The organism is Streptomyces sp. NPDC058637 (genome assembly GCF_042717325.1).
GTDB lineage: Bacteria > Actinomycetota > Actinomycetes > Streptomycetales > Streptomycetaceae > Streptomyces.
Window position 1 is genome coordinate 249,018 of record NZ_JBHXRD010000001.1, and the last position, 25,273, is coordinate 274,290.

Consider the following 25,273-nt stretch of genomic DNA (forward strand, 5'->3'; position numbering starts at 1 on the left):
GAGCGCTTCTCCCATGGATCATCTACGGTGCCGCGGTTGTACTGGACTCACTGCACAGATCGAGCCCTCGGGAGACACCGTGCCGCAGCACAGCAGTGACACCAGGACAGCCCTCGTGGTCGTCGCGCACCACCGCAGCGATTCCCTCACCGCCCACACCGCCCGCCGTGCGGCTGCCCAGCTTGAGGCTGCCGGATACCGCATCGACCTGCTCGACCTGCACGCCGAGGGGTTCGACCCGCGGATGAACGTGGAGGACCAGCCGGATTGGGGCGACCGGGAGAAGCCGTACTCGGACCAGACGCACACCCACATGCGGCGAATCCTCGACGCCGATGTCGTCGTCGCTGTCTTCCCGGTGTACTGGCAGAGTGTGCCCGCCCTCCTCAAGGGATGGATCGACCGCGTATGGAACTACGGGTTCGCCTACGGCCGCAGCAAGCCCCGCCTGGCGGGCAAGCGCATGCTGTGGCTGGCTCTGGCCGGCGCCACCGCCGACGACCCCATCGCGGAATCGATGCAGTCCGTCCTCGAGGCCAACCTGAGTGACGGCATCGCCTACTACTGCGGCTTCTCCCGCTCCACCGTAGGTCTGCTCCTGGACGCGGAGGAGCGACCGCAACGCATCGACGCCGAGGGCAATCTGCTGGTCGGCGACGCGGTCGCCGGCGCCGAACGGGAGGCGCAGTACACCGATTTCGACCATCGGGCACGGAAGTTCGTGGAGGAGTTCCTCGCGGACGAACTCGTCACGGCCTGACGGCCTCCGGATCCCGTGGGCCGACGCCGCGGCAGCACGTGCGGGAACCTGGTGGCCAGGGTCGCACCGCGGCGGACGCCTGGCGCGATTCCGCCGCCTGCTGGTCGAGCGCTGCGCCGCCGGGATGCCGCAGGACGTGCGCGCGCTGCTAGAGCGTGTCTCTCCGGTCGGCCGGCCAGTTGATCAGACATGTCTATCCGGTTAGTGATCACTGATGCGATGTGGAGCCGGATCGAGCCGCTGATGCCGGCCGATCCGGTCCGCGGGCGGCCGTGGGCCGACCATCGCCGCGCCCTTGAGGCCATCGTGTGGAAGTACCGCACTGCCGGCGGGACCTGCCGGACGAGCTCGGCTCGTTCCGGGTGCGGGAGGCCGACCTCCCGCGTTCGACACCGAGGCGTACAAGCAGCGCAGTGCTGTCGCGCGATGCATCGCCCGGCTCAAGCAGTGGCGTGGTCTCGCGATGAGAACGGACGAGCCGGCCGGTGTCCACCTGGCTGCACTCCACCTTGCTGCCATTCTCATCCGGGCCCGGCGATAGCCCCCTGCCTCAGCGATGGCCATCCGGCGTGCGCTCGGGTCACGTGAGGTTCATGACGGGGACCTTCAGCGAGTTCCCGTATGTGAGTACCTTCTTCAAGCCCCTACGGAGCTCATCGATGTCGATGTCCGGGTCGATCCCCAAGGTGATGGTTCTGGACGGCAGTTCCAACTCATCCACGGAATCGGCCCGGAACTGGAGGGTGAGCTGACCTGGCAGCAGGGTTGTCGCTTCAAGACCGCCGTAGTCGACGCCGTCGCTCTCCGACACGATGCAGTAGCTGTCCAGTTCGAGATCGATCTCCTGCTGACCCGGTTCCCCGATCATGCGCTGCAGATCGAAGTAACGGGCGTCCTCGGTGTCGTCCTCGGCGATGAACACGGTGAATGTGTGCCCGGGAACCGCCTCCCCGGACTCCAAGTACCGCATGGTCCAGTAAGGAACGATCGGATCGGCCATCTGCCACTGCTCCATTCCTTGGAGTCCCTTCTGTCACGGAGGTCGCCCGAGCCCCAATGTCGGCAAAGCCGGCGGTGAGGCCCGCCTCGATCACGAGCACGACGATCTCATGGGCGGACCTAGGAGACATGCTCTAGGGGACCTCACCGGCACGCTGCTGCCGTCCGGCTGACCCGCTGTCGTCGCACGTGCTCGACGCGCTCCTCGCACCGGCACCCGCCTCGCCCCCCGTCGTCGGGCGCGGGCTCGGTGTCGCGGCCCCACGAGCGAGACAGTGCCTGTACGCCGGCCTGGGCCCGCTGCGCGAGAGATCCGCCGCGCGGGGCGTGCGCGACGCCCACGAATTGGAAAAGGTTCCTCACCGCCCGGCTCGGTCTACCCGCCCCCGGCGGGCAGCCAGTTGCCGGGGCGGGCACGAAGCCTCCAAACGCGCCCACCATGCAGTGAGATCGCGGGCAGGAGCCTCCGTCAGTAGGGAAGACCTTCCGAAGCCGCGCGCAGGGCGGCGAGCAGGCATGTGGCGATCTCACCGCCCCCGGCGTCCGGATCGTCCGCGTACCGGCGGGCGAAGTCCTCGGAGGCCGCGCGCAGTGCGCCGTTGAGGGTTGCGGCGTGCACTCTGATTCTCAGGTCGTCGGCGCTGCCGCCGGACCTCTCGGCAAGAAGGTGAGCCAGGACGGGCAGTGCGTCGTCGTGAGCCTGGAGCCAGACTGCGCGCAGGGCCGGGTCGGTGGTCGTCATGCGGATCAGGTCGAGGATGACGGGGGCCACGGCGGGCAGTTCGCCGCTTCGGAGGGAATCCGAGACGAAATCCAGCAGACCCTCCCCCACCGGCCAGTGGCGCAGTCGGTCGACCGCGACGTCGAGTCCTGCGGAGAGGAGCGGCAGGACGCAGCTCTCCTTGGTGGGGAAGTGCCGCCACAGGGTGCGGGAGGAGATGCCCACGGCGCGGGCGATCTGCTCACCCGTCGTCCCGGCGACACCCTGCGCGGCGAACAGCCTGACGGCCTCGGCGGCGATCTCGAAGCGGAGCGTCGCCTTACGGCGTTCGGCGAGCGACGGCACGGCATCTTCCTGAACCCGCGTTCCGCGTATCGCGGTTGGCGCCTCGCCCACCCTTGACCCCGCTCTCTGTCCCGTCACCGCAGCATAGCGAGCCGTTCGAAAATGGCGCATGCAGACGTCTTGTCTCTCACTGACACGGAGACCTACGCTGCCGTAAGTAACCAGCGAGTAACAGTGCTGCTGCGCACGCCATGGGGTGTGCCTGGCCATACCCCACGAGCTCGAAGTTCAGGCGACATCGACCACCGAGGACCCGCGCAGCCTGGGCAGCTCGAACGCCCCACTGATCGGACGGCGCCCCACCCCACCCCGAGGAGCCGCTCATGTCCACTCCCAGCAGGCGTGCCCTGCTCACCGCTACCGCAGGACTCGCAGCCGCGAGCGCCCTCCCCGCCCCCGCCGCCGCAGCCTCCGGGCCGGACCGGGTGAGACTGGCCCGTGAGGAACGCCGGGCCGTCGTCATCGGCTCGGGCTTCGGCGGCGGTGTGGCCGCGCTGCGGCTCGCGCAGGCAGGCGTGCCGGTCACCGTCCTGGAGCGCGGCCGGCGCTGGCCCACCGGGCCGAACTCGGAGACTTTCCCCCGCGTATCCGGCCTCGACAAACGGGCCCTCTGGTACGGCACTCTCCCCGCAGCCGTCCGGCCACTCGCCCAACTCATCGGCACACCGCTGAACTTCGGGCCGTACGTGGGCCTGCTGGAGCCGATACTCGGGCAGAACATCCTCGGCGTCTGCGCGGCCGGGGTCGGCGGTGGTTCCCTCGTCTACCAGGGCATGACGCTTCAGCCCTCCGAGGCGGTCTTCAACACCTGGCTGCCCCAGGAACTCGACTACCGACGCATGAACGAGGTCCACTACCCGCGGGTCGCAGCGATGCTCCGGGCGGCCACGGCACCGGACGAACTGGTCAGCTCGTCGAACTACCACGCGGCGCGGGTCTTCGCCGAGCGGGTGCGCAGGGCCGGGTACGGCCTGGAGAAGATCCCGATGCCGATCGACTGGGACTACGCCCTGGCCGAGCTGCGTGGGGAGATGAAGCCGTCCTACACGAACGGGGACTGCGCGCTCGGCGTCAACAACGGTGGCAAGCACTCCGTCGACGTGACCTACCTCAGCCAGGCGGAGGCGACGGGGAAGGTGACCGTCGAAACCCACCACAACGTCTCCTCCGTGGCCCGGGCGGCCGACGGCCGGTGGGAGGTGCACGTCGACCGGACCGACGACACGGGCCGCGTCCTGGAGCAGAAGATCCTCTCCACCCGCGCCCTGGTCATGGCGGCCGGCAGCATGAACACCAGCAAGCTCCTCGTCCGCGCGGGAGCCACCGGTGCCATCCCCGACCTGCCCGACGGTCTCGGCGAGGGCTGGGGAACCAACGGCGACCGCATCTACGCCTGGACCAATCTCCAGGAGGACTTCGGGGCCGAGCAGGGCGGCCCGGTCGTCTACGGCAGCAAGGCGTGGGACGACCCCCACACGGCGAACACCATCATCCAGGCCTCACTCCCGCCCCTCGGCCTCAACTCCCGGACGACCATGCTCGTCGGCTTCGGGGTGAGCGCCGACCGCGGCCGGTTCCGCTACAACGCCGCCACCGACTCCGTATCCCTGCACTGGCCCCTGGGCGGCGACGCCTCCAGCCACCGCAGCATCCAGCGGCGCGTTGACAAGGTGTCCAAGGGACTCGGTGTCCTCACGGACACGAACGCCCTGGTCAACAGCACCTGGCACCCGCTCGGCGGCGCCCCGATGGGCACCGTCTGCGACCTCGAAGGACGCGTCCGGGGACAGCGCGGCCTGTACGTCCTCGACGGGGCACTGATCCCCGGCACCACCGGCGCCTGCAACCCCTCGATGACCATCGCCGCCGTGGCCGAGCGGGCCATGGACGCCATCATCGCGCACGACATCGACACCATCATCTGAACGACGAACGAGGAGCACTCCATGAGCCGCAAGAGAACCCGTTCCCGTTCCACCCTCCCCACTCCCGCCGCGACGCCCGGCCGCGCCACCAAGCCGGGACTCCGCCTGCTGGCCGGGATCGTCGCCGCGGGCACGGTCTGCGCCGGCCTGTCAGGTGCACCGGCCTCGGCCGCCGCACCCGAACCCGTCGTCTCCCGCGGGGTCACCATCCCCGCGTTCTACACGCCACCGGCCCAACTCCCTGCCACGAACGGCGCGTTGATACGCACGGAACCCCTGCCACTCGGACTGGGCATCCCCGGCCTGGACGGCCGGCCGATGCCAGGCACCGCGACCCGCCTGATGTACAGGTCCACCGACTCGGCCGGACAGCCCGTCGCCGTGACCGGCGCCTACATCGAACCCTCGGCAGCCTGGAAAGGCACCGGACCACGCCCCCTGGTCGCGGTGGCCTCGGGCACCATGGGACAGGGCGACCAGTGCGCCCCGTCCTTCGCCCTGCAGAACCCGCTCACCCTCAACGGCGACACGGTGTCCGTGGGCTACGAAGCCCTCGCGATCTACCGCATCCTGTCCACCGGGGCAGCCGTCGTCGTCACCGACTACGTCGGCCTCGGCGCCACCGACCGCCTGCACACCTACGTCAACCGTCTCGACCAGGCGCATGCCCTGCTCGACGCGGCCCGAGCCGCCCGCGCCGTACCCGGAGCCTCGGTCACCGCGGCGTCCCGCACCGGCCTGTACGGATACAGCCAGGGCGGCGGAGCCGGCGCCGCCGCCGCCGAACTCCAGCCCTCCTACGCACCCGACGTCCCGCTCGCCGGCACCTACGCCGGCGCGCCCCCGGCGGATCTGACCTCGGTCATGAAAGGCATCGACGGCAGTGCGCTCGCCGGTGCGCTGGCCTGGTCGATCAGCGGATTCGCCCAGGCCGACCCTGATCTGCGCGCGATCGTGGACGCGAACATCAGCGCCACCGGCAAGGCCGCCCTGGCGGACGCGTCGACCATGTGTGTCGGGGACGCGCTCTTCGGCTACGGCTTCACCAAGAGCGGCAAATGGACCACCAACGGCAAGTCCATCGGGGACATCATCGCCGCAGACCCCCGCGCGAGAGCCGCCCTGGACAAGCAGCGGATCGGCAGGCTCAAGCCGACCGGACCGGTCCGTCTTGCCACCGGCGTCCAGGACGACATCGTTCCGCACTCGCAGGCCCGGCAACTGGCCGTCGACTGGTGCAACAAGGGCGCCGACGTCACCTACGACGCCATCGTGCTGCCCAACCTCGGCGACAAGATCCTCACCAACCACCTCGTACCCCTCATCACCGACCAGGGCGACGCGATCTCCTGGCTGAGCGACCGTCTCGCCGGCAAGGCGGCCACCTCCAACTGCTGGTCGATGCCCATCCAGCTCTGAACCAGGTATCCACACCAACTGTGCCGTGCCCACCGGATGACACCGGTGGACACGGCACGTTCGTGCGTGCACCGACAAGATGGCGCACAAGAGTCCCGCGGAGGCGGCGAAGCCCTTTCACGATTCGGCCGTCGCATCGAGCGGAGTGGGCGACCGCCTGGGCCACGGTCGGAAAGCGTCTCCCGGAATGAGGAAGCGGCGCTCAAGGACACCTGCGCATGTGCGGTCAGTCTGTCGCTGCTGACGGCACCGGCGGCGCAGCGGCGGCATGGATGGGTGCGTCGCTGGTGTGAGGGGCCGGCGGCTGCTGGGCGGCAACGGCCCTGCGGACGAAGAGGGTGCCGATGATTGCGAGGCAGCCGATGGCTGCCGCGGTGGCGAAGGCCGCTTGTGCCGCCGAGACGGACTGGGCCAGATCCAGTGCTCCCGCGTCTTTCGCGTGGGAGCCGATGGTGTAGGCCGAGATCAGGACTGCGCCGCCGGCTCCGCCGGCCAGCTGCTGGGCGGTGTTGAAGGCCGCGGTGCCGTGCGGGTAGAGCTCGGTGCGCAGGGAGGACAGCGCGGCCGTCGTCATCGGAGCCCACATGAGGGCCTGCGAGGCCGACAGGACGAGGTAGGCGGCCAGGAGCGCGGTGACACTGGTGCCCTCGTCCACGCGGCTGAGGAACCACAGGGAGCCCGTCCAGATGACCGATCCGGGGATGGCCAGGGGCCGCGGTCCGTAGCGGTCGTAGACGCGTCCGCCGAGAGCCGAGACGAGGGCGATCAGGGCTCCGCCGGGGACCAGGAAGAGGCCGATCTGGAACGTCGTCAGGCCGACGACGTCGGTGAGGACCAGGGGCAGGACCATCGTGGTGCCGAAGCCAACCAGCGCGACGACGAGCATGACCAGCAGCGGCACGGTGAACGAGCGGGTGCGGAAGATCCTCATGTCGAGGAACGCGTTGTCGCTGCGCTGGAGCACGGTCTGCCGGCGGACGAAGACAGTGAGGGCGAGGAGCCCGATGACGATGGGGATGTAAGGCGGGACCGGTGCGTGGCCGGAGGCGGACTCGCCGATCGTGGACAGGCCGTAGACGAGGGCGCCGAACCCGACGGCGGACAGGGCGAGGGACAGCACATCCAGCCTGACCTGCTCGGGGCTGGTGATGTTGCGCAGTTTGGCGGCGCCCAGTGCCAGCGCGGCCAGGACGACGGGCAGAACCAGGATGAACAGCCACCGCCAGCTGAGCTGGGAGATCACTACGCCGGACACCGCCGGGCCGACCGCGGGTGCCACCGCGGTCAGACCGGTGACCAGCGCCATCGTCCGGCCTCGGCGGTGCGGGGGAACCAGGCGCATCGTCGTGGTCATCAGAAGGGGCACGAGGGCGGCCGTGCCGACCGCCTGGATGATGCGGCCGGTGAACAGCACACCGAATCCCGGGGCGACGGCGGCGATCGCCGTGCCCAGGGTGAACAGGGACAGTGAGCCGATGAAGATCGTGCGGAGGTTGAACCTCCGCAGCAGGAAGCCGGTGGCCGGGATGAGGATGGCCAGGGTCAGCAGATATCCCGTCGTGAGCCACTGTCCCGTGGTGGGAGTGATGCCGAGATCGCTGATCAGGGTGGGGAGCGCGACTCCCAGCAGCATCTCGTTCAGCAGGACGGTGAACGCGGAGACCATCAGGATCCCGATGACGAGAACGTCTCCGGAAGCCAGTTTGTCGTCGTGGCGGGTCGGTGGCGATGCGTCCGTGGCGGCCTGCACCGGAGTCTCGTCGGGGAACATGTGATCTCTTCCGTGTTGCTGTTGCTGTTGCTGTTGCTGGAGAGGGCGTGCGAAGGGCCGCGTGGGTTCGTCCATGCCGTCGGTGCACGCAGGTGGTGTCCGGCTGTACGTTCCGGGGCTGGCCAGGATCGCCGGGGAGCCGTCGCGTGGGGTCTGCCCGCCCTGGGCGGCGGCCGGGTCCCAGTGACCCGTCGACGCGGGACGCCTGTGTGCCGCGCCGGGCTGCCCTGGGAGTTACGGATGCCTGCCGAGACCAGCGGTAGCATCGGAACCGATAAGGAGATAGTCTCCGTTTCGTGAACGACGATACGGAGAGCGTCTCCACATTGTCAACGAGAGGTGCACGGACATGGGTGAGGCAGCCACCGGCGAGCGTCGGCAGCGGACGGACAAGCAGCGCAACCGCACGCACATCCTTGAGGTCGCGGAGGAGTTCTTCGCCGAGCAGGGCATCACCGGCTCCATGGACGCCATCGCCAAGCGGGCCGGTGTGGGCCCGGGCACCCTCTACCGGCACTTCCCCAACCGTGAGGCGCTGCTGGCTGCCTTGCTGCGGGCCCGCGACGAAGAACTGGAGGCCCGTCGCGACGCCATCCAGCGCGAGGTGACCGACTCCCGTGCCGCGCTGGCGCAGTGGCTTCAGGCGCTGGGCGAGTGGGTGACCGCCTTCGACGGCCTGCCCGACCCCCTGCGGGCCGCGCTGACCGAAGGCACGTCCCCTCTGGCGATCACCTGTCAGGGCTTCGTCACGACCACCGAGGATTTCCTGCACGCGGCCCAGCGCGACGGCGGTGCCCAGTCCTGGGTGCGGGGACGCGACCTGTTCCTCAGCACTCTGGCCACCGCCTGGGCACGCAGCGCCGCCATGGCCGACGAGTCGTCGCCCGACGCACTCGTTTCCCTCATGCGCACCGGGTGGGAAAAGCCCGCGACGGAAACAACCCCCGAGAGCGGCGAAAGCCCTGCGTAATCGCAGGCGGAGAGCAAGGAGAAAGAACATCAAGATCGGCATTCTGGGCGTAGGACACATCGGGAAGACCCTGACCCAGCAGCTGGCCGCGGCAGGACATCAGGTGAAAGTGGCCAACTCGCGCGGCCCGCACACGATCGAGGCCGATGTGCTGTCCACGGGCGGCCGCGCCGTAACGGCGGCAGAAGCCGCAGAGGACATCGACGTCGTGATCCTCTCGATTCCCCTGCACCGTCTTCCGCAGGTCACGCCGCTGATCGCAGATGTGCCGGCCGACACCGTCGTCATCGACACGTCGAACTACTACCCGGCGCGTGACAGCCGGATCGAGGCCATCGACGCCGGTCAGGTGGAGAGCCTGTGGGTCGCCGAGCAGCTGGGGCGGCCGATCGCCAAGGCGTGGAACGCGATCGGTTCCCATTCGTTCGCGGCCAAGGGCAGGCCCGCGGGAGGCCCGGACCGCATCGTCATCCCCGTCGCCGCCGACCGTGACCGGGACCGTCGGGTGGCCATGACGCTGGTCGAGGACACCGGGTTCGGCGCCTTCGACGCCGGGACGCTCGCGGACTCCTGGCGCCAGCAGCCCGGGGCGCCGTGCTACTGCACGGACCTCACCCATGAGGAGATGCCGGGGGCGCTGGCGGCAGCGGTGGCCGAGCGCCTGCCCAGGCGGCGCGACCTGGCCGTCGCCGCGATCCAGGAAAGGGTCGGGGACGCCACGACCAACCCCGACGCGGAGTACGGCGTCCGCCTGAACCGGGTCCTGTTCATGTGAGCCCCCGGGGCATGCGCCGTACCCGGACTCATGGTCGTCGTCGAGCGGTACACGCCCCGCCTATCTCACATGCCTTGGCCCCGGCGTCGACCGACGCCGGGGCCAAGGTCCACAGACAGCGCAAGGGGCTACGGCGCTGCCCGGACACGTGCTGTCAGAAGGTGCGCGCGGCCACCTTCACCCGCCGGGTCGTCCGCAGCGCCTCTTGCAGCTTGTCGACGGGCAGCGGTGCCGCGGGGGCCTGGAGCATGTGCTCGGCCGGCACGTCGGGATCTGCGAGGTAGATACGGGTGTAGGCGCCGGCCTCGGGCTCGAAGCGCCAGCTTTCGTCCAGGGTTCCGGCATCCACCGTGTCGAAGCCGAGTCGGCCGATCAGTTCTGCCGCCCGGGCCTTCGCGTCGGGGTCGTTGCCGGCGATGGGCAGGGCGCTGCGGTCCGGGGCTCCGGCGGGCCGGGCGAGCTGGGGGATGTGGTGGGCGAGGATATTGTTGAACGCCTTGACCAGCAGCGCGCCGGGCAGGAGCTGCTGCTCCAGTTCGGCCGTGGTCACCTCCTCGGAGTCGAGTTCGGTGATCCGGCCGTCGCGGTACGGGTAGTAGTTGCCGGTGTCCAGCACGGTCCTGCCCGTCAGCAGGCCGGCGGGCAGGTCACGGTACGCGGTCAGGGGAATGCTGAGCAGGGTCGCTTCCCCTGCGCGGGCGGTCTCCTCGATGGTGCCTGCCGTGGCGCGCGGCCCCAGCTCCTCGATGAGGTCGGTGAGGCTCTGGGGACCGCGTGAGTTGGCGATCACCACGTCGATGTCCGCAGCTACCGCCAGCCGTGCGACTGCGGACCCGATGTTGCCGCTTCCGATGATTCCCAGGGTCGGCATCGTTGCTCCTTGCTTCCTTCATGTGTGCCCGGGACCGGTCGGTTCGGGCGGTTTCGGTTCATTGCCTGCAGTGCGACGTGCCGGGTGGAGCAGGGCGTGCAGGCCGTCTCGTGCTGCGGGCCCGTGATCAAGGCCCGCTTTCGCCTTTCTCAATGTGCCGCAGGGTTACCGGATCAGTGCTGTGTGGGTGCCGAAGGAGCGCCGGTGATATGTGAGCGGTCTCAGGTATCCCTCGCCCGGCTCAGCGGCCATGACGCGGGCGAGCAGAATGGTGTGGTCCCCGGCGTCGACGCTGTCGGCCACCTCGGCGGCGATCCATGCGGCGGCATCCGGGAGCCGCGGCAGTTCCTCGCTCGGTGACCAGTCGATCCCGTCGAATTTGTCGGGGCCCGAGCGGGCGAAGACGGAGGCCAGGTCGGCCTGATGCGCGCCGAGGACGTTGAGGCCGAAGCGGCCGCCGCGCCGGATGACCGCCAGCAGATGCGAGCGTTCGTCCAGCGACACCAGCACCATGGGCGGCGTCAGGGACAGGGACGTGAAGGCGCTGACCGTGGTGCCGTGCGGGCGGTCACCGTCCAGGGCCGTGACCACGGCGACCGAAGACGCCACGGCGGCCATGACCTCGCGGAACGCCTGCTGCGCCGCGGCGCCGGATCGCAGAGAAGCACTCGTGGACATCACCGGGTCGCCGTGTCCGTGACGCGCGGGTCGAGCCCGTACCGCTCGCGGGCGTGGAGATGGTCGCGCAGCGTAGGGCCTTCGTAGTCGAGGTGGAACAGGCCGCGTTCCTGCAGGAGGGGAACGACCTGGTCGACGAAGGCGTCGACACCGTCGTGGTAGCCGTCGATGGCCAGGGAGAAGCCATCGCAGGCCCCGGCCTCGAACCACTGCTGCATGTGGTCGGCCACGTCGGTGGCGGTGCCGGCCACGACCGGGTGGTAGTCGATGACGCCGTGGGCGAGCACGTCGCGCAGGGTCCAGCCCTCCCGGGCCACCTCCAGAGCGCGGGCGGAGCGCGGGTCGTGCGGGCTGGGCACGGCGTCGGCCAGCTGGTCCGCGGTCAGCGGCTCGTCGATCTGCCCGTAACCGAGCGGCAGGCCGATCATTGCGCCGAGGTGGCGAACACGCTGGCGCAGGTCAACGGACTCGTCCAGGAACCGCCGCCGGTCGAGGGCTGCCCGGCGGGAGGCGGCGATGGCCGGCATGAAACCGGCGAACATCTTCACCTCGTCCGGATCGCGCCCGGCGCGCTTGGCGGCATCGCGGAGTGCCTGGCGCTGCGTCTGGCCGTCCTCAACGGTGTAGGGGTTGGCGTAGACGCCGTCGGCGTAGCGGCCGGCCAGCTCCAGGCCGTGTCCGCCGCCGCCCGCCTGGAAGATGACGGGCTGGCCCTGCTCGGAGGGCGGAATGGGCAGCGGACCGCGAGAGGCGACATGGCGGCCCTGGAGGCCGACCGGCTGGATCCTGTCCATGTCGGCGAACCGTTTGCCGTCCACATTCAGGACCCACGCGTCCTTCTCCCAGCTGCCCCACAGCGCCTGCACGATCTGCACGACCTCGTGGGCCCGCTCGTACTTCTCCGCCCGCGGCGGGACTGCGCGGCCGAAGTTCGCCGCAGCGGCGGGGTCGGATGTGGTGACCGCGTTCCAGCCGGCCCGGCCGTGGCTGATCACGTCCAAAGCCTTGAACTGGCGAGCGAGGTTGTAGGGCTCGTTGAAGGTGGTGGAGGCGGTGGAGACCAGCCCGATCCGCTCGGTCTCGCGCGCTATGGACGTCATCACCAGCAACGGGTCGATCGCGAAATGCGGGACCTGGTGTTCGAGGTCCACGTCCAGAACCGGAGTGTCCGCGAAGAACAACAGCTGGATCTTGCCTCGCTCAGCTGCCTGTGCGTACCGCACGAACTGGTCCATGTCCGTATAGCTGCGCAGGTTCGCCCCAGGAAGGCGCCACGCCCCGGGTTCAGCTCCGTAACCGCTGGTGAACTGCATGCACAGGAGCATCTGACTCAGCACGAGTAGCCCTTCCAGGCGAGACGATGAAACGGAGGGCATCTCCGATTGCCCGTCACGACAATACGGAGACGTCCTCCGCATTGTCAAAGAGGGTGCGCCGGGCAGGATAGGCGCAGACGGGATGCGGGAGCCTCAGGCGTGCAGGGGCGCGTGCGAGACAGCAAACCCCGACTCGGCCACCGCACCAGGGGACGCCAAGCCACGTGTGGAGTGGGCTATGCCGCGTCGAGGCGGTGAGGTTGCGCGGAGTTCGGCGTCTCCCCCGGGGGCGGGGGACCGCTCCACGACGCACCCACAAAAGCATCACTGCAAACCCCCAGGTCAAAGCCATTTGGGGGTCAACCTCGATACGCGAGAATCCGCGTTCGCCACACCGTCGCGAGGCGAACGCGACACGCAGAACGTCCGAACGTGCAGAGCGATTTCCGGAACCCCCACGACGGCCACTGCCTGACGGCCACCACGGCGGGTCACCGCGGATGGGGCCGCGCGGACGGGGCGGGCGCTTGGGCTTCGGCAGCCCCAGGAGGGCAGCGAAAAGTCCCACCCGGTTTTGCCCGCGTACTCACGGCTGTGCGGAACCACAGAGACCGTCCCGGCGTTCCAGCCAGCCAGGAGCGGGTAGGAGATGTCGAGCTTCTCGATGGCCAGCCCTGCTGAAGAGACGTCGCCGCACGCAGTGAAGTACCAGCGCTGTCCGAGGTCCGAAGCGCCGCAGTCCCCCAGGCAGACGTCAGCGCCGTTGGTGTCCAGGCACCGGCCGCTCTCCACGTTCCTGAACATCAGCCCGCTGTCGGCGGAAGTTCTCATCTGCCATCGCGCCGCGCTCCGGTCGTCGCAGTCACCCAAACCCGCTGCCCGGTTGGCCTTCTCGGTCAGGCACGCTTGGGTCCCGTAGTTGTAAAACCTCACCGGGTTGGTACCCCAGTCTCCGGCATGCGCCGGTACCGTCGTGCTCGCCGGTGTCGCCAGAAACGTGATGATGCCTGTTCTCTTCTTCGAGGTGATCCGTTCGACAAGGCCGTTACCGGCCGGGACGGCAGACTGAGCCGGGCGATGCCGGAGCGCGGTGGACACACCGGCCGTGCAAGCCCGGAGTGCTGGAGCTTCCGCGCGGCGCGACGGGAGACCGGAAGCCTCCGGCATCTCACCGGTGCGATCTTTCAACGCCCACGGAAGCCCACCAGGGCCAACGACTGCCGAGCGGGGCTCACTCATGCTCATCTCCCGCACCGCCGGCACCCCCATCTCTCCCTGCCTCAGGCCCGCCCTCCAGAGGCGGGTGTGACGCAGGTCTCGGGAACCCGACTCCGTGGGCCGACAGTTGACCGAGGTGACCACAACCATGCGCGCACGTATCCGAGCGGGGGATCCGCATGCCTTCGCGGAACTCTTCGACGAGTACGCCAGAACCGTCTACAACCACGCCTACCGGCTGACCGCCAACTGGGCGTCCGCCGAGGACATCGTCTCGGCGACCTTCACGGAGGCATGGCGCAGCCGCCTGCGCCTCGAGGCGGAAGGCGGCAGCGTGCGCCCGTGGCTTCTGGGCATCGCCACCAACCTTGTACGCGCCACATCACGCAGCGAGCGGCGATACAAGGCGGCCGCCGCGGCAGCAGCGGCCGCCGCCGGACTCAAAGGAGAGACGGCCGTCACCGATCACGCGGACGACGTCGCCGGCCGTCTGGACGACCGCCGGCGCCTGGCCGCCACCGTTCGCGCACTCGCAGGGCTGCGGCGCACCGAACGGGAAGTCCTGAGCCTCTGCCTGTGGCAGGGCCTGGACTACGCCACCGCCGCACAGACGCTGGGCATCCCGGTGGGCACGGTGCGTTCGAGGCTCTCCCGCGCCCGAACGAAGCTCAAGAAGCTCGCCGACACACAATTGCTCGCCGAATTCAGGGAACCCCGGCCGGTGAAACGGCAGACAAGAGGCAACCGCACGAACGCGGCCCGGTCCGCACAGGAAGGAACCCGGTGAACAGTCAGCCCCGTCCGCGCGAGTCCCGCCGCACGCCTGATGAACGGCACGAGGGCGAGCAGCTGCTCTTTCTCGGCGAAGCCGACCTCCCCGCAGGCCGCCACGCCTTTCACAGGGAAGAACTCATGACATTGATCCAGCAGGACACCCAGGCCGCAGCCGCTACCACGCCCGCTCCCCCCGCCGCTCCGGTCCGCCGCAGGCTCCTGCGCCCTCTGATCATCCTGCCCGCCGCCGCGTGCTCACTGGCCGTTCTCGCCGCAGGCGTTCTCACCCTCACCGGCAACAGCGACACCGGCAGGGAAGCGGTCGCCGGGCCGCCACTCACCACAGCAATCGGCAACAGCACCAGCGCGGGCCTTCCCCAGCTACTGAATCAGATCTCCCTCGCCTCCTCGAAGAACCCCCCGGTCCGCATCAGCGCGGGCCAGTACGTCTACATCGAGAGCAAGGTCGGCAGCACCTACGAGAAGACCGTCGGCGACAAGACCACCCTGGTCAGCGACGGCATCCACCGCCGCCAGATCTGGAACTCCACCGACGGCACCGAGGGCTGGCTCATCGACCCGGCCGTCTCCCCGCCCGGCGGCGAGAAGCTCGACCGCACCAATGAGAAGAACACCAGCGAACCGGCCTACCTCAACTCCCCGACCTACGACTACCTCAAGGCCCTGCCGACCGACCCCGACGCCCTCCTGAAGAAGATCTACAAGGAGACCAGGGGGAAGGGCAACAGCCCCGACCAGCAGGCCTTCACCACCATCGGCGACCTGCTCGGCGAGTCCCTGCCGCCCGCCGACCTGAGCACCGCCCTGTTCAAGGCCGCCGCCAAGATCCCCGGCGTCGTACAGGTCAAGGACGCCGTCGATGCCGTCGGCCGGCACGGAATCGCCGTCGCCCGCCTCGACGAGACCTCAGGCGCCCGCACCGAATGGGTCTTCGACGCCAAGACGTACACCTACCTCGGAGAGCGCACCATCCAGGTACGCCCCAACGGGGGCGACTCCGGCCTCATCACCCCTGGAACCGTCATCTACACCAAAGCTGTCACCCTGCGCCAGGCCGTCGACAACCTCAAGGAGGTCCCCGCCTCCGCCGTGTAGAGACCACACGAGCGCCGCTTGAGCCTGCCCCCATGGCATCAGGCCTCCCGCTACGAGCGTGGCCGACATGACTGTTCCCAGGCGATGCCTATTGGCGCCGCCTGGGAACGGGAGGACCGGAGCCGTCCGTCTGACGAGGGCCACGGGTGAGCGGGAGGTTCGGTCGTTGAGCCTCCCGCTTCGTTCCTGAACGTTTCCGCAGGGGTAAAACTGGTGAGGCGGGTGGGACTCGAACCCACAAGCGTGACGCCTCTCACCTGCGACGATGCCGGAACAACGGACGTAGCCACCCGTTTCTATGCGACTGCATCCCCCTCGATCCCGCTCGAACGGGGATCGGTTAGGCGTTCGCCACACAGCCCTCCACCACGGCCGCCCTCTGCATTTGAGCGGCAGAGGCAACTTTTCCACATATCGCCACTGGAGCGGCCCGGGCCAGAGGAGCCCTCCAACCTTCGCGACCGACGGCCCCCTCGGGCAGTCACGTTCCGTAGCGGACAGCCCAAACATTCGCTCACGCGGAGAATCCGAGGCCCCGGCGTCGAGCAAGGTCAGGCTGTGAAATCGGGTGCCCGGCATTGGCCTTCACGTTGTGTCCCAGCGTGCGCCCGCAGCGGGGCAAGCCGTTGAGGGTGCGGGCGAGCTCTTCACACCCCTCTCGGCCACCGAGTCTCGTCGAGTGTCGGGAGCGAGCCGAAACACGTCGAGGCAGCGGTCCTGGGTGCCGACGGTGAAGAAGTCGTCGTCCGTCAGCCTGCGGGCCTCGCCGACCACGGCGGGAGCGGCGTCCTACTGGACGGCGGAGAACGGGATGCGGATGACCTTTCCGGGTGAGGCCGAGCCAGGTGACGATCTGGCCCGGGAAGAACTGGAGCTTCAGCTCCTGCTTCGTGGTCCAGATCGATGCACGTCGCCCATCCGTCAGAGCTTCGACATCACAGGGGTTTCTTTGACCGATCGGTAACAAGTACCACCGCTCCGCGGTATGGTTTTCCCTGCGCTGAACTGCTAGGAGTGAGTAGACTATGAAACGTACGTCGGTAGAACTCTTCGCGGGCGGGGGCGGGCTGGTCCAGGCCAGCACGAACACCGGGTTCCGGCACGTGCTGCTCAACGAGTTCGCCAAGAGGGCGTGCGAGACGCTCGAGGGGAACCGCTTCGACGCGTATCCCGAAGGCGTTGACTCCGAGGTGCTGGTCAAGGTGCTGCGTGAGATCGACAAGCAGCGAGCCACTGGAGTCGGGAGCGAGGGCCCCGACGAGAAGCCGCTCTACCCACCTCTGGTTACCGGTGACGTCCGCAAGCTGGACATGACGTTCCTCAAGGACCGCAAAGTCGATCTCCTGGCGGGAGGTCCTCCGTGCCAACCGTTCAGTCTTGGTGGGATCGCGAAGGGCGACGAGGATGAGCGGAACATGTTCCCGGAGATGTTCCGGGCCGTTCGCGAGATCCGCCCCAAGGCCGTTGTCTGCGAGAACGTCCGAGGACTTCTTCGCCCGTCCTTCAGGCCCTACTTCGAGTACATCAAGCGCGAGCTCACTCTGCCGTTCGTGCGGCGTCGAGAGGGCACTTCGTGGCAGAAGCACGACCAGGCTTTGCGCGATCGGATCGAGGCCAAGGACACCGATCCGGCGGAGACCTACGTGGTCACTCAACATGAGGTGAACGCGGCCGACTACGGAGTGCCGCAGATCCGTAACCGCGTCATCCTCCTTGCGTTTCGCGCTGACCTGGGCGTGGATCCTGGTCTGGTCAAGCGTGCTGTCGCGCGTACCCACTCCCATGCGGCCCTCGCGCGAGCGATCCTCGACGGCCCCTACTGGAGCCGTCACGAGGCGGAGGGCGCCAAGATTCCGCAGCGGGTCATCGACCTGGTGAAGACGCGCTACGAGAACGAGCAGCTGACGTTCGAGAGCGGGGATGAGGAGCTCCAGCCATGGCTCACCCTTCGGGACGCGGTACTGGGGCTACCCAAGATCAACCCTCGCGCGCTGGACAAGACGACTGAGCAAGGTGGTTTCCCTGACCACATCGGGTGGCCCGGTGCGAGGATCTACCACGGGCACACTCCTAACGAACTCGACAGGCCAGCCAAGACCGTCAAGGCTGGAGTGCATGGTGTCCCCGGCGGCGAGTCGGTAATGCAGCTCGACAACCTGGTGCGCGACGAGAACACGGGCCTGATGCGCCCCGAGCACCGGTACATGACCGTGCGCGAGGCCGCCCGGGTCATGACGTTCGGCGACCAGTGGAGCATGGCTGGTCCGCGCGGTGAACGGATGCGGCAGCTCGGCAACGCGGTTCCCGTGAAACTGGGCGAGGTCTTCACCAGCGCTGTCGCGAAGGCCCTCGACGACGCGGAGCGCCGTTCGTGAAAGACGCCACCGCGTCCCGGCAAGAGGGCTGGAAGGACAAGCCGCCGCCCGAGAGCGCATGGCGAGGGCGTCAGGGACGTACCAGGAAGACGATCACCGCGGAGCAAGATCGCGCTGCTGGGGGTCGCGAGGAACGCTACGTCAGGCGGAAGGACGGCGAATACGCGCTGGGCTCGATCACGTTGAAGGTGTTGCCCAGCACTCGCCGTATCCGGGCCTATCTCCGATGGTCGGAGGATGGCCGTTCACCCACTCTGTATGTCGGTGAGGTCGAACACCTGACGCGAGTGGCGAATCTCGAGCAGGCATGGAAGATCGCCCAGAACCGGGGCATGGTCGAGAAGCGTCCCGTCCCCGAAGGATCGTGGGCGTCTTCATCCGCCACACGGTCGGTGATGCGCGGGAACCGCGGTCGCGATACGGCGCCTGAACTGCGGATCCGCTCGTTGCTGCACCAAGAGGGCCTGCGCTATCGCGTCTCCGCTCGACCGCTACCCGGCGTGAGGCGAACCGCTGACCTGGTCTTCAGCCGGGCCCGCGTCGCCGTCTTCGTTGACGGGTGCTTCTGGCACGGCTGCGCTGACCACTGCCGGCCCGCCCGGACGAACAGCGACTTCTGGCGCACCAAGATCGAAGGGAATCGAGCCAGAGACGCCCAGACCGACCAGATTCTGGCGGACGCGGGATGGCGCGCCATCAGAATTTGGGAGCATGAGGATCCTGTGCGAGCGGCACGCCGGGTCGCCGCGGCCGTTCGCGGCTTTGCGGTACAGGACGATCACAGCGTCCCGTGACGCAAGAGGTCGTCGATCGCGTCTGCGGCGCGGCGGAGGACGATGCGACCGTCTCCGTCGCTGAACGCGACCAAGCCCTCCCCGACGTTGAGGTCGGCCTCGGCCAGCAGCCCAACGGCAGTTCGACGCGTCCATCGGACTCTACGGATACCTCGGCGGGTTCACGGATCACGGGGCAAGTCTCCCAAGAGCCGCCTACGTCCACCACCAGACCTGCTGATCCGCGGTGCGGATTGCACTTGCGATGATCCTTTTGTCGCACCGTGAGACGCGCCCTCGTTCTCTCAAGTTGGTTCATTGGAACGAAACTTGGCGCGCGTTGTCAGTCGCACCCTCTAGTGTCTTCATCACGCGTACGGCTCCTCCGAGCCACGCGCCGAAATGCGGCCCGCGGTAGGGCCTCCTTCGGCGTGCCTACGCGAGACGATGACAGGGGGTCCGCCCACCAATGAAGATCACTCCTTCCGCGCGTGTGCTGCGCATGCTCGGTGAGATCGAGTTCGACGAGTGGCAGTGCATCGCGGAGTTGATCGACAACGCCTTCGACGACTTCACCGAAATCCATCGCTCCGGAACCCCTTGGGCGGGCGGGTACCGGGTGAGCGTCGAGCTCCCCGACTCGGCCCAGGGCCAGCTCGTGATCACCGACACGGGACGTGGCATGACGTATGACCGGCTGGAGCGGGCCGTACGGGCCGGCTGGTCGGGCAACGACATGCACGACAAGCTCGGCCTCTTCGGCATGGGGTTCAACGTCTCGACGGCGCGGCTCGGCAAGCGCACGCGCGTCCTGACCACTCGCCAGGGCGACACCGAGTGGATCGGCGTGGAGATCGACCTCGACCGCATCGGAGACGACTTCGAGGCCGAGGACATCACGGAGCCGAAGGCCGATCCAAACGAGCACGGCACCCGCATCGTCATCAGCCGCCTGCACCCCACGCGCGCTGCGTGGCTGCGGAAGAACGGCTCGGCTCTTCGCAACATCCTGGGGCAGGTCTACTCCTGGCTGCTCCTGGAGCGTCCGTTCGAGCTGTGGATCGGCGGCTTCCAGGTGAAGCCCGTTCGGCACTGCCGCTGGGGGGAAGATCGCTCGGTTCTCTACAACAACAAGGAGCGCATCCCCGCCTACATCGAGATCGACCAGAAGCTGGAGAACGGTCTCGCCTGCGGCGACTGCGGTCAGTGGCAGCTCACAGATCGTGACACCTGTGAGGACTGCGGGAGCAACCGGCTCACCGAACGCGAGCGCCGCGTGCACGGGTGGCTCGGCATTCAGCGGTACATGCACAAGAACGACTACGGGATCGACTTCCTGCGCAACGGCCGCAAGATCCTGCGCTGGGACAAGCAGCTGTTCACCTGGCGCAACCCCGACGGGGCGGCGGGCAACGAGGAGCCGGAGTATCCGGTGGACCTCGCCCATCAGGGCGGCCGCATCATCGGAGAGATCCACCTCGACCACGTTCCGGTCACGTATCAGAAGGACGCCTTCGAGTACGGGGACCGCAGTTGGCGCTCGGCGGTCGAGATCGTGAGGGGAGTCGCGCCGCTGCTGCCTCGACGCGCGGCGGACATGGGTTACGAGGAGAACGGCAGCCCGCTCGCCCTCCTCTTCAAGGCTTTCCGTCGTAACGACGCCGGTCGCCGCTACCTGGTCCCGGGTGACGGACGCAAGCCGATTCACGACGACACCCGCCGGTGGGGACAGGAGTTCCGCCGGGGCAACCCCGACTACCAGACGGACGAGCGCTGGTGGCAGGCGGTCGAGGATCACGAGGCCGCCAAGAGCAGGGGCAAGAACGCGAAGGCGGCCGCCGTTACCCCGGGGAGGCCCGACGAGGCGGCGGTGTTGGAAGCCCTTGGCTTCGGTGAAACGGAAGCCGGCGAGCCGAGCACTCCCGCGAGCGATGAGGACGCGTCGAAGCACGCCACCGAAGCGCAGTCGCCGAAGGACCTCGGCGGCTCCGCTCCCTCCGCGCCGGCCTCGGAGCAGCGTCCGGAGACCAGGCAGGAGCGTGTCACGCGCTACATGGATAGCTCCACCACCTACCCGGCGCTCAGCCGCTCCTTCGGCCACCCGCGCGTCGGCTTCGTCGAGGTCGAGACGCGTCAGCTGACGGCCGGCGGCCTGACCGACGAGAACCTGCATCGCACCCCCGTTCTACTCGATCAGCGCGCTGGCAATAGCCTTGTAGCGTTCCTCGACCTCGATCACCCGATCTTCCAGAAGTTCGGCGCGGATCCGGCCGACCTGCTGCTCGCCGAAGTCGCGGTGCTGCTAAGGGTGCGGGCGGAGACAGAGTGGAGCCACTCCGAACTCATCGCGGCGATCCGGGCCGAGTCGCTGCCCGCCACCGCCCTGGACGCCCAGTTGATCAGCGCCGAGGCGCAGGAACTCCTTGCCGAGATCCGCCACCGCATGGTGGCGGAGCTGGACCGCACCGGTGAGGCGGAGAAGGCGTATCACTTCCTCTCGCCGGACGAACTCACCGCGACCGAGCACGCAATGATCGCCAACGGCAAGGTAACCCGTACGGCCGACCTCGGTACGAACGGTGAGTTCCTGCTCCACGTGCCGGCACTGTTCCTGGTCCGTCTCGTCGAGTCGCTGCCGTCGGCGTTCATGGACAACCGCGTCTTCCAGGGTGTCTATGAGGGCGTCGCCTCCGCCTCCGCGCGGCGGCTCAGCCTGGCTCGCACCGTCGGTTACCTCTCCGACGTAGCGACGCAGGCGACCTTCGCAGGGGCCAGCCTCCCGAATCAGCTGCTGCGCACGAGGCTGAGTATCCGCCTGCTGGCCGACGACCTCGCGGAGGAGAAGTGACCGCCGTCTTCCTCACGGCGGAGGAGCTGTTGAGGGGAGGGCCCGCAGGTCTCACACATGCCACGGAGCGGGCCCTCTGGCACCTCGGCTTCAACGACGTGCGCGTCATCGACGGAGCTGGCGACCACGGCGCGGACCTTCTGGCCGTACGTGGGCGGGAGCAGTGGGTCTTCCAGTGCAAGTGGAAGTCGGGCGGAAAGGTCGACCGCAGTGGCGTGGACGACCTGGAGCGAGCCCACGCGCGCTACCGCGCGGACAAGGCCGTCCTCGTGACCAACACCGATATCAACGCGGTGGCGGCTGCCCGCAGCGCGGCACTCAACGGTGTCGGCGTGCCCATCAGCCTGTGGCATGGGGCGACCCTGGGATCCATTGGTGACCAGATGCCTGAGACGGTTCCCGCGAAGTACGCGCTGCGCCCCTATCAGGCGGAGGCGGCCGAGGCGGTGATCCGTGACCTCGACGCGAACGGCACCGCCCTGCTCGTACTAGCGACAGGACTCGGCAAGACGGTGGTGGGCGGAGAGATCATCGGTCGTCATCTCAGGGTCAACCCGGACGCCAAGATCCTAGTCGTCGCCCATATGAAGGATCTCGTCGCGCAGCTTGAGAAGGCGATGTGGCGGCACATCCCCAAGTCGGTTCCCACGCGCCTACTCACGGGGGATAGTCGGCCCGAGAGCCTCGACGGAGTCGTCGTCGGAACCGTCGAGTCCGTCTTGAGTGCCGTACGTGTGGGCTATCAGCCGGATGTGATCATGATCGATGAAACCCATCACGTGGCCGAGACCGGCAGGTTTGCGGAATTGCTCGATCTGTGTGGGGATGCTGAGCAGTTCGGGGTGACGGCGACGCCCTGGCGTGGCGACAAGTTTGACATCACTTCTCGCTTCGGGTACCCGAGCTTCAAGATGGGCATCGCGGAAGGCATGGCCGCCGGTTACCTGTCGGCCGTCGACTATCGGCTGTACGTCGACAATGTCGACTGGGACGTGGTCAGAGACGCCAGCGTGCACGGCCAGTCGATCAAGGACCTCAACAAGTCTCTGTTTCTGCCGCAACGCGACGAGGAGATCGTCGAGCACTTCCGCGAGGCGTGGCGAACGACGGTCGACCCGAGGGCCATCGTCTTCTGTCAAACCATCGAACACGCCGAGCACATGGCCCGGTTGTTCGCCGCATCCGACTCGGCGTGGTCCAACGCGTCCTTCCTCCACAGCGCGCTCCCGCGGCAGCGGCGACAGGTCCTACTCAACGAGTTTCGGCTCGGCCGGGTGCCAGTGATCACGTGCGTCGATGTCTTCAACGAAGGGGTGGATGTTCCGGACGTCAACCTCATCGCTTTTCTGCGGGTCACGCACAGCCGGCGAATCTTCGTCCAGCAACTCGGGCGCGGGCTTCGGCTCAGCCCCGGCAAGGAAGCCCTGCGGGTACTCGACTTCGTGACCGACATCCGGAGGGTGGCGGCGACCCTGGAACTCCGGCGATCGCTTGAGGCGCAGGAAGTCCAGGAGAGCGAACACCTGCGCGTACGTCTGCCGTACGCCTCCCGAATCCAGTTCAGCGACGAGACCGTCGGGTCCCTGATGGACCACTGGATCCAGGACGCGGCGGACCTTGAAACCCAGGCGGACGAGGTCCGTCTGCAGTTCCCTTTGACGAGAGGAATCGAATGAGCAACTACGCGATCCCCACGGACCTCGAAGAAGAAGTCGTGCGCCTCCTCTACAAGCGGATGGCCGACCTCAACTGGATCTACCTGCCGGATGCCGACCGCACCCGTCACTACGTGGCGTGGACGTCCGACCCGGCGATCGGAGGACGGCTTCTGCCCTTCATCGGGAAGACCGAGAAGATCCGGCCGTGGCTCAAGGACAGGCCCATGAAGGAGTACGTCCGGGCCACCTACGGAGTGGGTAAGTGGGCCCCGCTCGTGGCCAAGCCCTCTACCCCGGTCAGCGAGCTCGTTGTGCGGGCGCTCGGTCCCGGTTGGGAAGTCGACCTCGAGACACTCGCCATCAAGCCGCTCTGCGTGAAGATTCGCTACGAGGACGACGAGGAGACGGAGCAGCGGTTCGCCTGGGCTCCGATGCGCGACTTCAAGCACCTCGCGTGGGCGGCCGTCGCGGCACAGGCTGGCGGCGACGCGTTGCCCTGGGTCATCTGCACGGTGGATTCCTTCGTTCGGAAGATCACCCCGGAGCAGAAGGCGATCAATCAACGGATCGCACACCGGCTCGGACTGATCAGCGCGCATGTCACCGATGACTGACGGGGACGGCGCGAAGACCGGGGTTGTCGACGACTGGCTTGGCGCCGCTTGGCTCGTTCTACCTCCCCGGTCACGGCGCATCGTCGAAGACCGGGCCCGTGGAGAATCGCTTGGGAGTATCGGTCAGCAGCATGAGATGAGTGGCGAAAGGGCTCGTCAGTTGCTGGTGGAGGCACAGGAGCGCCTCTCCTGCTACGCAGACGCTTTCGTCCCTGACTGGCGCGATCGGCTCGTGGCTCTGACCGTCAGTCCGGCGGTACCCGAGTCCAAACTGGCCGCAGCGCTGGGCGTACGCGAACACGTCAGTGTGGGGCTTCTCGTCCAGGCTACGGGGGCTGAGCCTCCGTTGACCTGGGCTGGTCGTCTGCATGGCTGGTGGACGCGTAATCCGACCGCCTTGGAGGTTCTGCTGCGAGGCGGAGTGGAGGAGGCGCCGCTGCGTGGGGAGGATGTCGCGGTGACCTTCGCGTCCGCCGGTGTGCCGGACGATGTTCCGCTGTTGGAGCTGCTTGGGCACTCGAAGAGTCCCCTTGTGCCTGGCCTCGAGGGATCTTGGCTACGTCGTCGAGCCCGCGGTAGGGACGCGGCCTACCTCTACCTACTGGCGAATGGCGAGCCCTGCCCAGCTGAGGAGCTGCTCGAACCGACTGGGATCAAGCGGAGGGCCGCCGTCGTCGAAGCGCTCAGGCGCGACGAGAGGTTCGTCCAGCTCCGGCTGGAGGGAAAGTGGGCCCTGGCCGAATGGCCACATTTGAACGTGACTCCGTACGCGAACGCCGTGGACGCCTTCGTCGCCGTGCTGACCGAACTGGGGCCGTTACCGAAGGACGCCCTGTTCGTCAAGGTCGGCGAGCGGTACCCCGTCACGCTGTGGCGCCTCCAGCAGTGCCTGCTGGACGACCGGGTGGGCATGACTGGAGACGGATCAATCGATCTTGTCGCGCGTGGAGCCACTCCGATCGAAGAGAGAGAGCCGGCGCAGCCAGCCACGATGGCCGCCGACTCTGCCGGAAACGTGCTCGGGGTCCGGCTCACGGTGGATAAGGACATCCTCCGCGGCAGCGGCGTCGTCGTCAGTAGCTGGCTTACATGGCAGCTCGGAATGCGGCAGGCTCCCATGGTCAGAACATTCTCCGTGGCTGGTCATCCGACGCCGATCACCCTTAAGCGGGCGACGAGTGCGGCCCAGCTCTCCAGCCTGCGGGTGCTGGCGAAGGAGAACGGAATGGTCGGGGGCTGCGAGTTCGTACTTTTCCTCCGCACGGACGACTCGACCGCCCGCATCGAGCACATCTGTGCCCGACAGTACTGCCGGGCAGTGGCGGCCCCTGCGCAGGTGACGTGAGG

At 68.0% G+C, this 25,273-nt stretch carries 20 protein-coding genes and 1 pseudogene; 14 read left to right on the forward strand and 7 right to left on the reverse strand.

Translation table 11 applies throughout. From position 1 onward, the window contains the following. Positions 1 to 79 precede the first annotated feature (79 nt). Together ACFWVP_RS01200 and ACFWVP_RS01205 are read left to right on the forward strand one after the other, a co-directional pair. Positions 80 to 760: an NAD(P)H oxidoreductase gene (locus ACFWVP_RS01200; protein ID WP_384492846.1), complete on the forward strand. Its 681-nt coding sequence runs from the start codon at positions 80 to 82 to the stop codon at positions 758 to 760. Positions 761 to 949: 189 nt separating this feature from the next. Continuing rightward, positions 950 to 1,301, forward strand: a pseudogene (locus ACFWVP_RS01205) (transposase). A 39-nt stretch (positions 1,302 to 1,340) separates the two neighbouring features. Here the strand turns inward: ACFWVP_RS01205 and ACFWVP_RS01210 are convergent. Both ACFWVP_RS01210 and ACFWVP_RS01215 read right to left on the reverse strand, forming a co-directional pair. Beyond that, on the reverse strand, positions 1,341 to 1,775 hold the full coding sequence (locus tag ACFWVP_RS01210; protein WP_384492847.1) for an Imm10 family immunity protein: 435 nt from the start codon (positions 1,773 to 1,775) through the stop codon (positions 1,341 to 1,343). Between the two features lie 453 nt (positions 1,776 to 2,228). After that, the gene (locus ACFWVP_RS01215) at positions 2,229 to 2,936 is read right to left on the reverse strand and encodes a TetR family transcriptional regulator (protein ID WP_384492848.1); all 708 of its coding nucleotides are present in this window, start codon (positions 2,934 to 2,936) and stop codon (positions 2,229 to 2,231) included. Between the two features lie 212 nt (positions 2,937 to 3,148). On the opposite strand from ACFWVP_RS01215, the gene ACFWVP_RS01220 reads away from it, so the two are divergent. Beyond that, positions 3,149 to 4,750 carry a GMC oxidoreductase gene (locus ACFWVP_RS01220; RefSeq protein ID WP_384492849.1) on the forward strand — a complete coding sequence of 534 codons (1,602 nt, stop codon included), beginning with the start codon at positions 3,149 to 3,151 and terminating at the stop codon, positions 4,748 to 4,750. Positions 4,751 to 4,771: 21 nt separating this feature from the next. After that, positions 4,772 to 6,169: a lipase family protein gene (locus ACFWVP_RS01225; RefSeq protein ID WP_384492850.1), complete on the forward strand. Its 1,398-nt coding sequence runs from the start codon at positions 4,772 to 4,774 to the stop codon at positions 6,167 to 6,169. A gap of 226 nt (positions 6,170 to 6,395) precedes the next feature. Here ACFWVP_RS01225 and ACFWVP_RS01230 read toward each other — a convergent pair whose 3' ends face one another. Beyond that, positions 6,396 to 7,940 (reverse strand): DHA2 family efflux MFS transporter permease subunit, encoded by a 1,545-nt coding sequence (locus ACFWVP_RS01230; protein ID WP_384492851.1) that lies wholly within the window; start codon positions 7,938 to 7,940, stop codon positions 6,396 to 6,398. 349 nt (positions 7,941 to 8,289) lie between these two features. Between ACFWVP_RS01230 and ACFWVP_RS01235 the strand changes: the two genes are divergently transcribed. Together ACFWVP_RS01235 and ACFWVP_RS01240 are read left to right on the forward strand one after the other, a co-directional pair. Beyond that, complete coding sequence (locus ACFWVP_RS01235) at positions 8,290 to 8,910, forward strand: TetR/AcrR family transcriptional regulator (protein ID WP_384492852.1); 621 nt, start codon at positions 8,290 to 8,292, stop codon at positions 8,908 to 8,910. Next, entirely contained in the window at positions 8,903 to 9,685 is a 783-nt protein-coding gene (locus ACFWVP_RS01240) for an NADPH-dependent F420 reductase (RefSeq protein ID WP_384493010.1), read from the forward strand. Before ACFWVP_RS01235 ends, ACFWVP_RS01240 begins: the two co-directional genes overlap by 8 nt. A 154-nt stretch (positions 9,686 to 9,839) precedes the next feature. Here the strand turns inward: ACFWVP_RS01240 and ACFWVP_RS01245 are convergent, their stop codons facing one another. From ACFWVP_RS01245 to ACFWVP_RS01260, 4 genes are all read right to left on the reverse strand, one after another. Next, entirely contained in the window at positions 9,840 to 10,556 is a 717-nt protein-coding gene (locus ACFWVP_RS01245; RefSeq protein WP_384492853.1) for an NADPH-dependent F420 reductase, read from the reverse strand. A 165-nt stretch (positions 10,557 to 10,721) separates the two neighbouring features. Beyond that, entirely contained in the window at positions 10,722 to 11,234 is a 513-nt protein-coding gene (locus tag ACFWVP_RS01250) for a flavin reductase family protein (RefSeq protein WP_384492854.1), read from the reverse strand. Continuing rightward, positions 11,234 to 12,547: an NtaA/DmoA family FMN-dependent monooxygenase gene (locus ACFWVP_RS01255; protein ID WP_384492855.1), complete on the reverse strand. Its 1,314-nt coding sequence runs from the start codon at positions 12,545 to 12,547 to the stop codon at positions 11,234 to 11,236. Before ACFWVP_RS01255 ends, ACFWVP_RS01250 begins: the two co-directional genes overlap by 1 nt. A gap of 345 nt (positions 12,548 to 12,892) precedes the next feature. After that, a complete protein-coding gene (locus ACFWVP_RS01260) occupies positions 12,893 to 13,648 on the reverse strand; it encodes a hypothetical protein (protein ID WP_384492856.1) in 756 nt (251 codons plus the stop codon). Positions 13,649 to 13,916: 268 nt separating this feature from the next. Here ACFWVP_RS01260 and ACFWVP_RS01265 point away from each other — a divergent pair, with 268 nt between their 5' ends. The 8 genes from ACFWVP_RS01265 (at position 13,917) to ACFWVP_RS01300 (ending at position 25,271) form a co-directional block, all read left to right on the forward strand. Further along, the gene (locus tag ACFWVP_RS01265; protein ID WP_384492857.1) at positions 13,917 to 14,555 is read left to right on the forward strand and encodes an RNA polymerase sigma factor; all 639 of its coding nucleotides are present in this window, start codon (positions 13,917 to 13,919) and stop codon (positions 14,553 to 14,555) included. Next, a complete protein-coding gene (locus tag ACFWVP_RS01270) occupies positions 14,552 to 15,658 on the forward strand; it encodes a CU044_5270 family protein (protein ID WP_384492858.1) in 1,107 nt (368 codons plus the stop codon). Before ACFWVP_RS01265 ends, ACFWVP_RS01270 begins: the two co-directional genes overlap by 4 nt. A 1,025-nt stretch (positions 15,659 to 16,683) precedes the next feature. Continuing rightward, positions 16,684 to 18,033 carry a DNA cytosine methyltransferase gene (locus tag ACFWVP_RS01275; protein ID WP_384492859.1) on the forward strand — a complete coding sequence of 450 codons (1,350 nt, stop codon included), beginning with the start codon at positions 16,684 to 16,686 and terminating at the stop codon, positions 18,031 to 18,033. Beyond that, the gene (locus ACFWVP_RS01280) at positions 18,030 to 18,827 is read left to right on the forward strand and encodes a very short patch repair endonuclease (RefSeq protein ID WP_384492860.1); all 798 of its coding nucleotides are present in this window, start codon (positions 18,030 to 18,032) and stop codon (positions 18,825 to 18,827) included. Before ACFWVP_RS01275 ends, ACFWVP_RS01280 begins: the two co-directional genes overlap by 4 nt. Before the next feature lie 448 nt (positions 18,828 to 19,275). Then, a complete protein-coding gene (locus tag ACFWVP_RS01285; RefSeq protein WP_384492861.1) occupies positions 19,276 to 21,654 on the forward strand; it encodes an ATP-binding protein in 2,379 nt (792 codons plus the stop codon). Further along, positions 21,651 to 23,330, forward strand: coding sequence for a DEAD/DEAH box helicase family protein (locus tag ACFWVP_RS01290; protein WP_384492862.1), 1,680 nt, complete (start codon positions 21,651 to 21,653; stop codon positions 23,328 to 23,330). Before ACFWVP_RS01285 ends, ACFWVP_RS01290 begins: the two co-directional genes overlap by 4 nt. Further along, a complete protein-coding gene (locus tag ACFWVP_RS01295) occupies positions 23,327 to 23,926 on the forward strand; it encodes a hypothetical protein (protein WP_384492863.1) in 600 nt (199 codons plus the stop codon). The genes ACFWVP_RS01290 and ACFWVP_RS01295 overlap by 4 nt, the downstream gene beginning before the upstream one ends. Continuing rightward, positions 23,919 to 25,271 (forward strand): RNA polymerase subunit sigma-70, encoded by a 1,353-nt coding sequence (locus ACFWVP_RS01300; protein ID WP_384492864.1) that lies wholly within the window; start codon positions 23,919 to 23,921, stop codon positions 25,269 to 25,271. The genes ACFWVP_RS01295 and ACFWVP_RS01300 overlap by 8 nt, the downstream gene beginning before the upstream one ends. Positions 25,272 to 25,273: the final 2 nt, after the last annotated feature.

Coding starts and splice junctions, on each gene's coding strand:
- ACFWVP_RS01210 (WP_384492847.1), bottom strand. CDS start 1,775: ATGGAGCAGTGGCAGATGGCCGATCCGATCGTTCCTTACTGGACCATG.
- ACFWVP_RS01215 (WP_384492848.1), bottom strand. CDS start 2,936: ATGCGCCATTTTCGAACGGCTCGCTATGCTGCGGTGACGGGACAGAGA.
- ACFWVP_RS01220 (WP_384492849.1), top strand. CDS start 3,149: ATGTCCACTCCCAGCAGGCGTGCCCTGCTCACCGCTACCGCAGGACTC.
- ACFWVP_RS01225 (WP_384492850.1), top strand. CDS start 4,772: ATGAGCCGCAAGAGAACCCGTTCCCGTTCCACCCTCCCCACTCCCGCC.
- ACFWVP_RS01230 (WP_384492851.1), bottom strand. CDS start 7,940: ATGTTCCCCGACGAGACTCCGGTGCAGGCCGCCACGGACGCATCGCCA.
- ACFWVP_RS01235 (WP_384492852.1), top strand. CDS start 8,290: ATGGGTGAGGCAGCCACCGGCGAGCGTCGGCAGCGGACGGACAAGCAG.
- ACFWVP_RS01245 (WP_384492853.1), bottom strand. CDS start 10,556: ATGCCGACCCTGGGAATCATCGGAAGCGGCAACATCGGGTCCGCAGTC.
- ACFWVP_RS01250 (WP_384492854.1), bottom strand. CDS start 11,234: ATGTCCACGAGTGCTTCTCTGCGATCCGGCGCCGCGGCGCAGCAGGCG.
- ACFWVP_RS01255 (WP_384492855.1), bottom strand. CDS start 12,547: ATGCAGTTCACCAGCGGTTACGGAGCTGAACCCGGGGCGTGGCGCCTT.
- ACFWVP_RS01265 (WP_384492857.1), top strand. CDS start 13,917: ATGCGCGCACGTATCCGAGCGGGGGATCCGCATGCCTTCGCGGAACTC.
- ACFWVP_RS01275 (WP_384492859.1), top strand. CDS start 16,684: ATGAAACGTACGTCGGTAGAACTCTTCGCGGGCGGGGGCGGGCTGGTC.
- ACFWVP_RS01285 (WP_384492861.1), top strand. CDS start 19,276: ATGAAGATCACTCCTTCCGCGCGTGTGCTGCGCATGCTCGGTGAGATC.
- ACFWVP_RS01295 (WP_384492863.1), top strand. CDS start 23,327: ATGAGCAACTACGCGATCCCCACGGACCTCGAAGAAGAAGTCGTGCGC.
- ACFWVP_RS01300 (WP_384492864.1), top strand. CDS start 23,919: ATGACTGACGGGGACGGCGCGAAGACCGGGGTTGTCGACGACTGGCTT.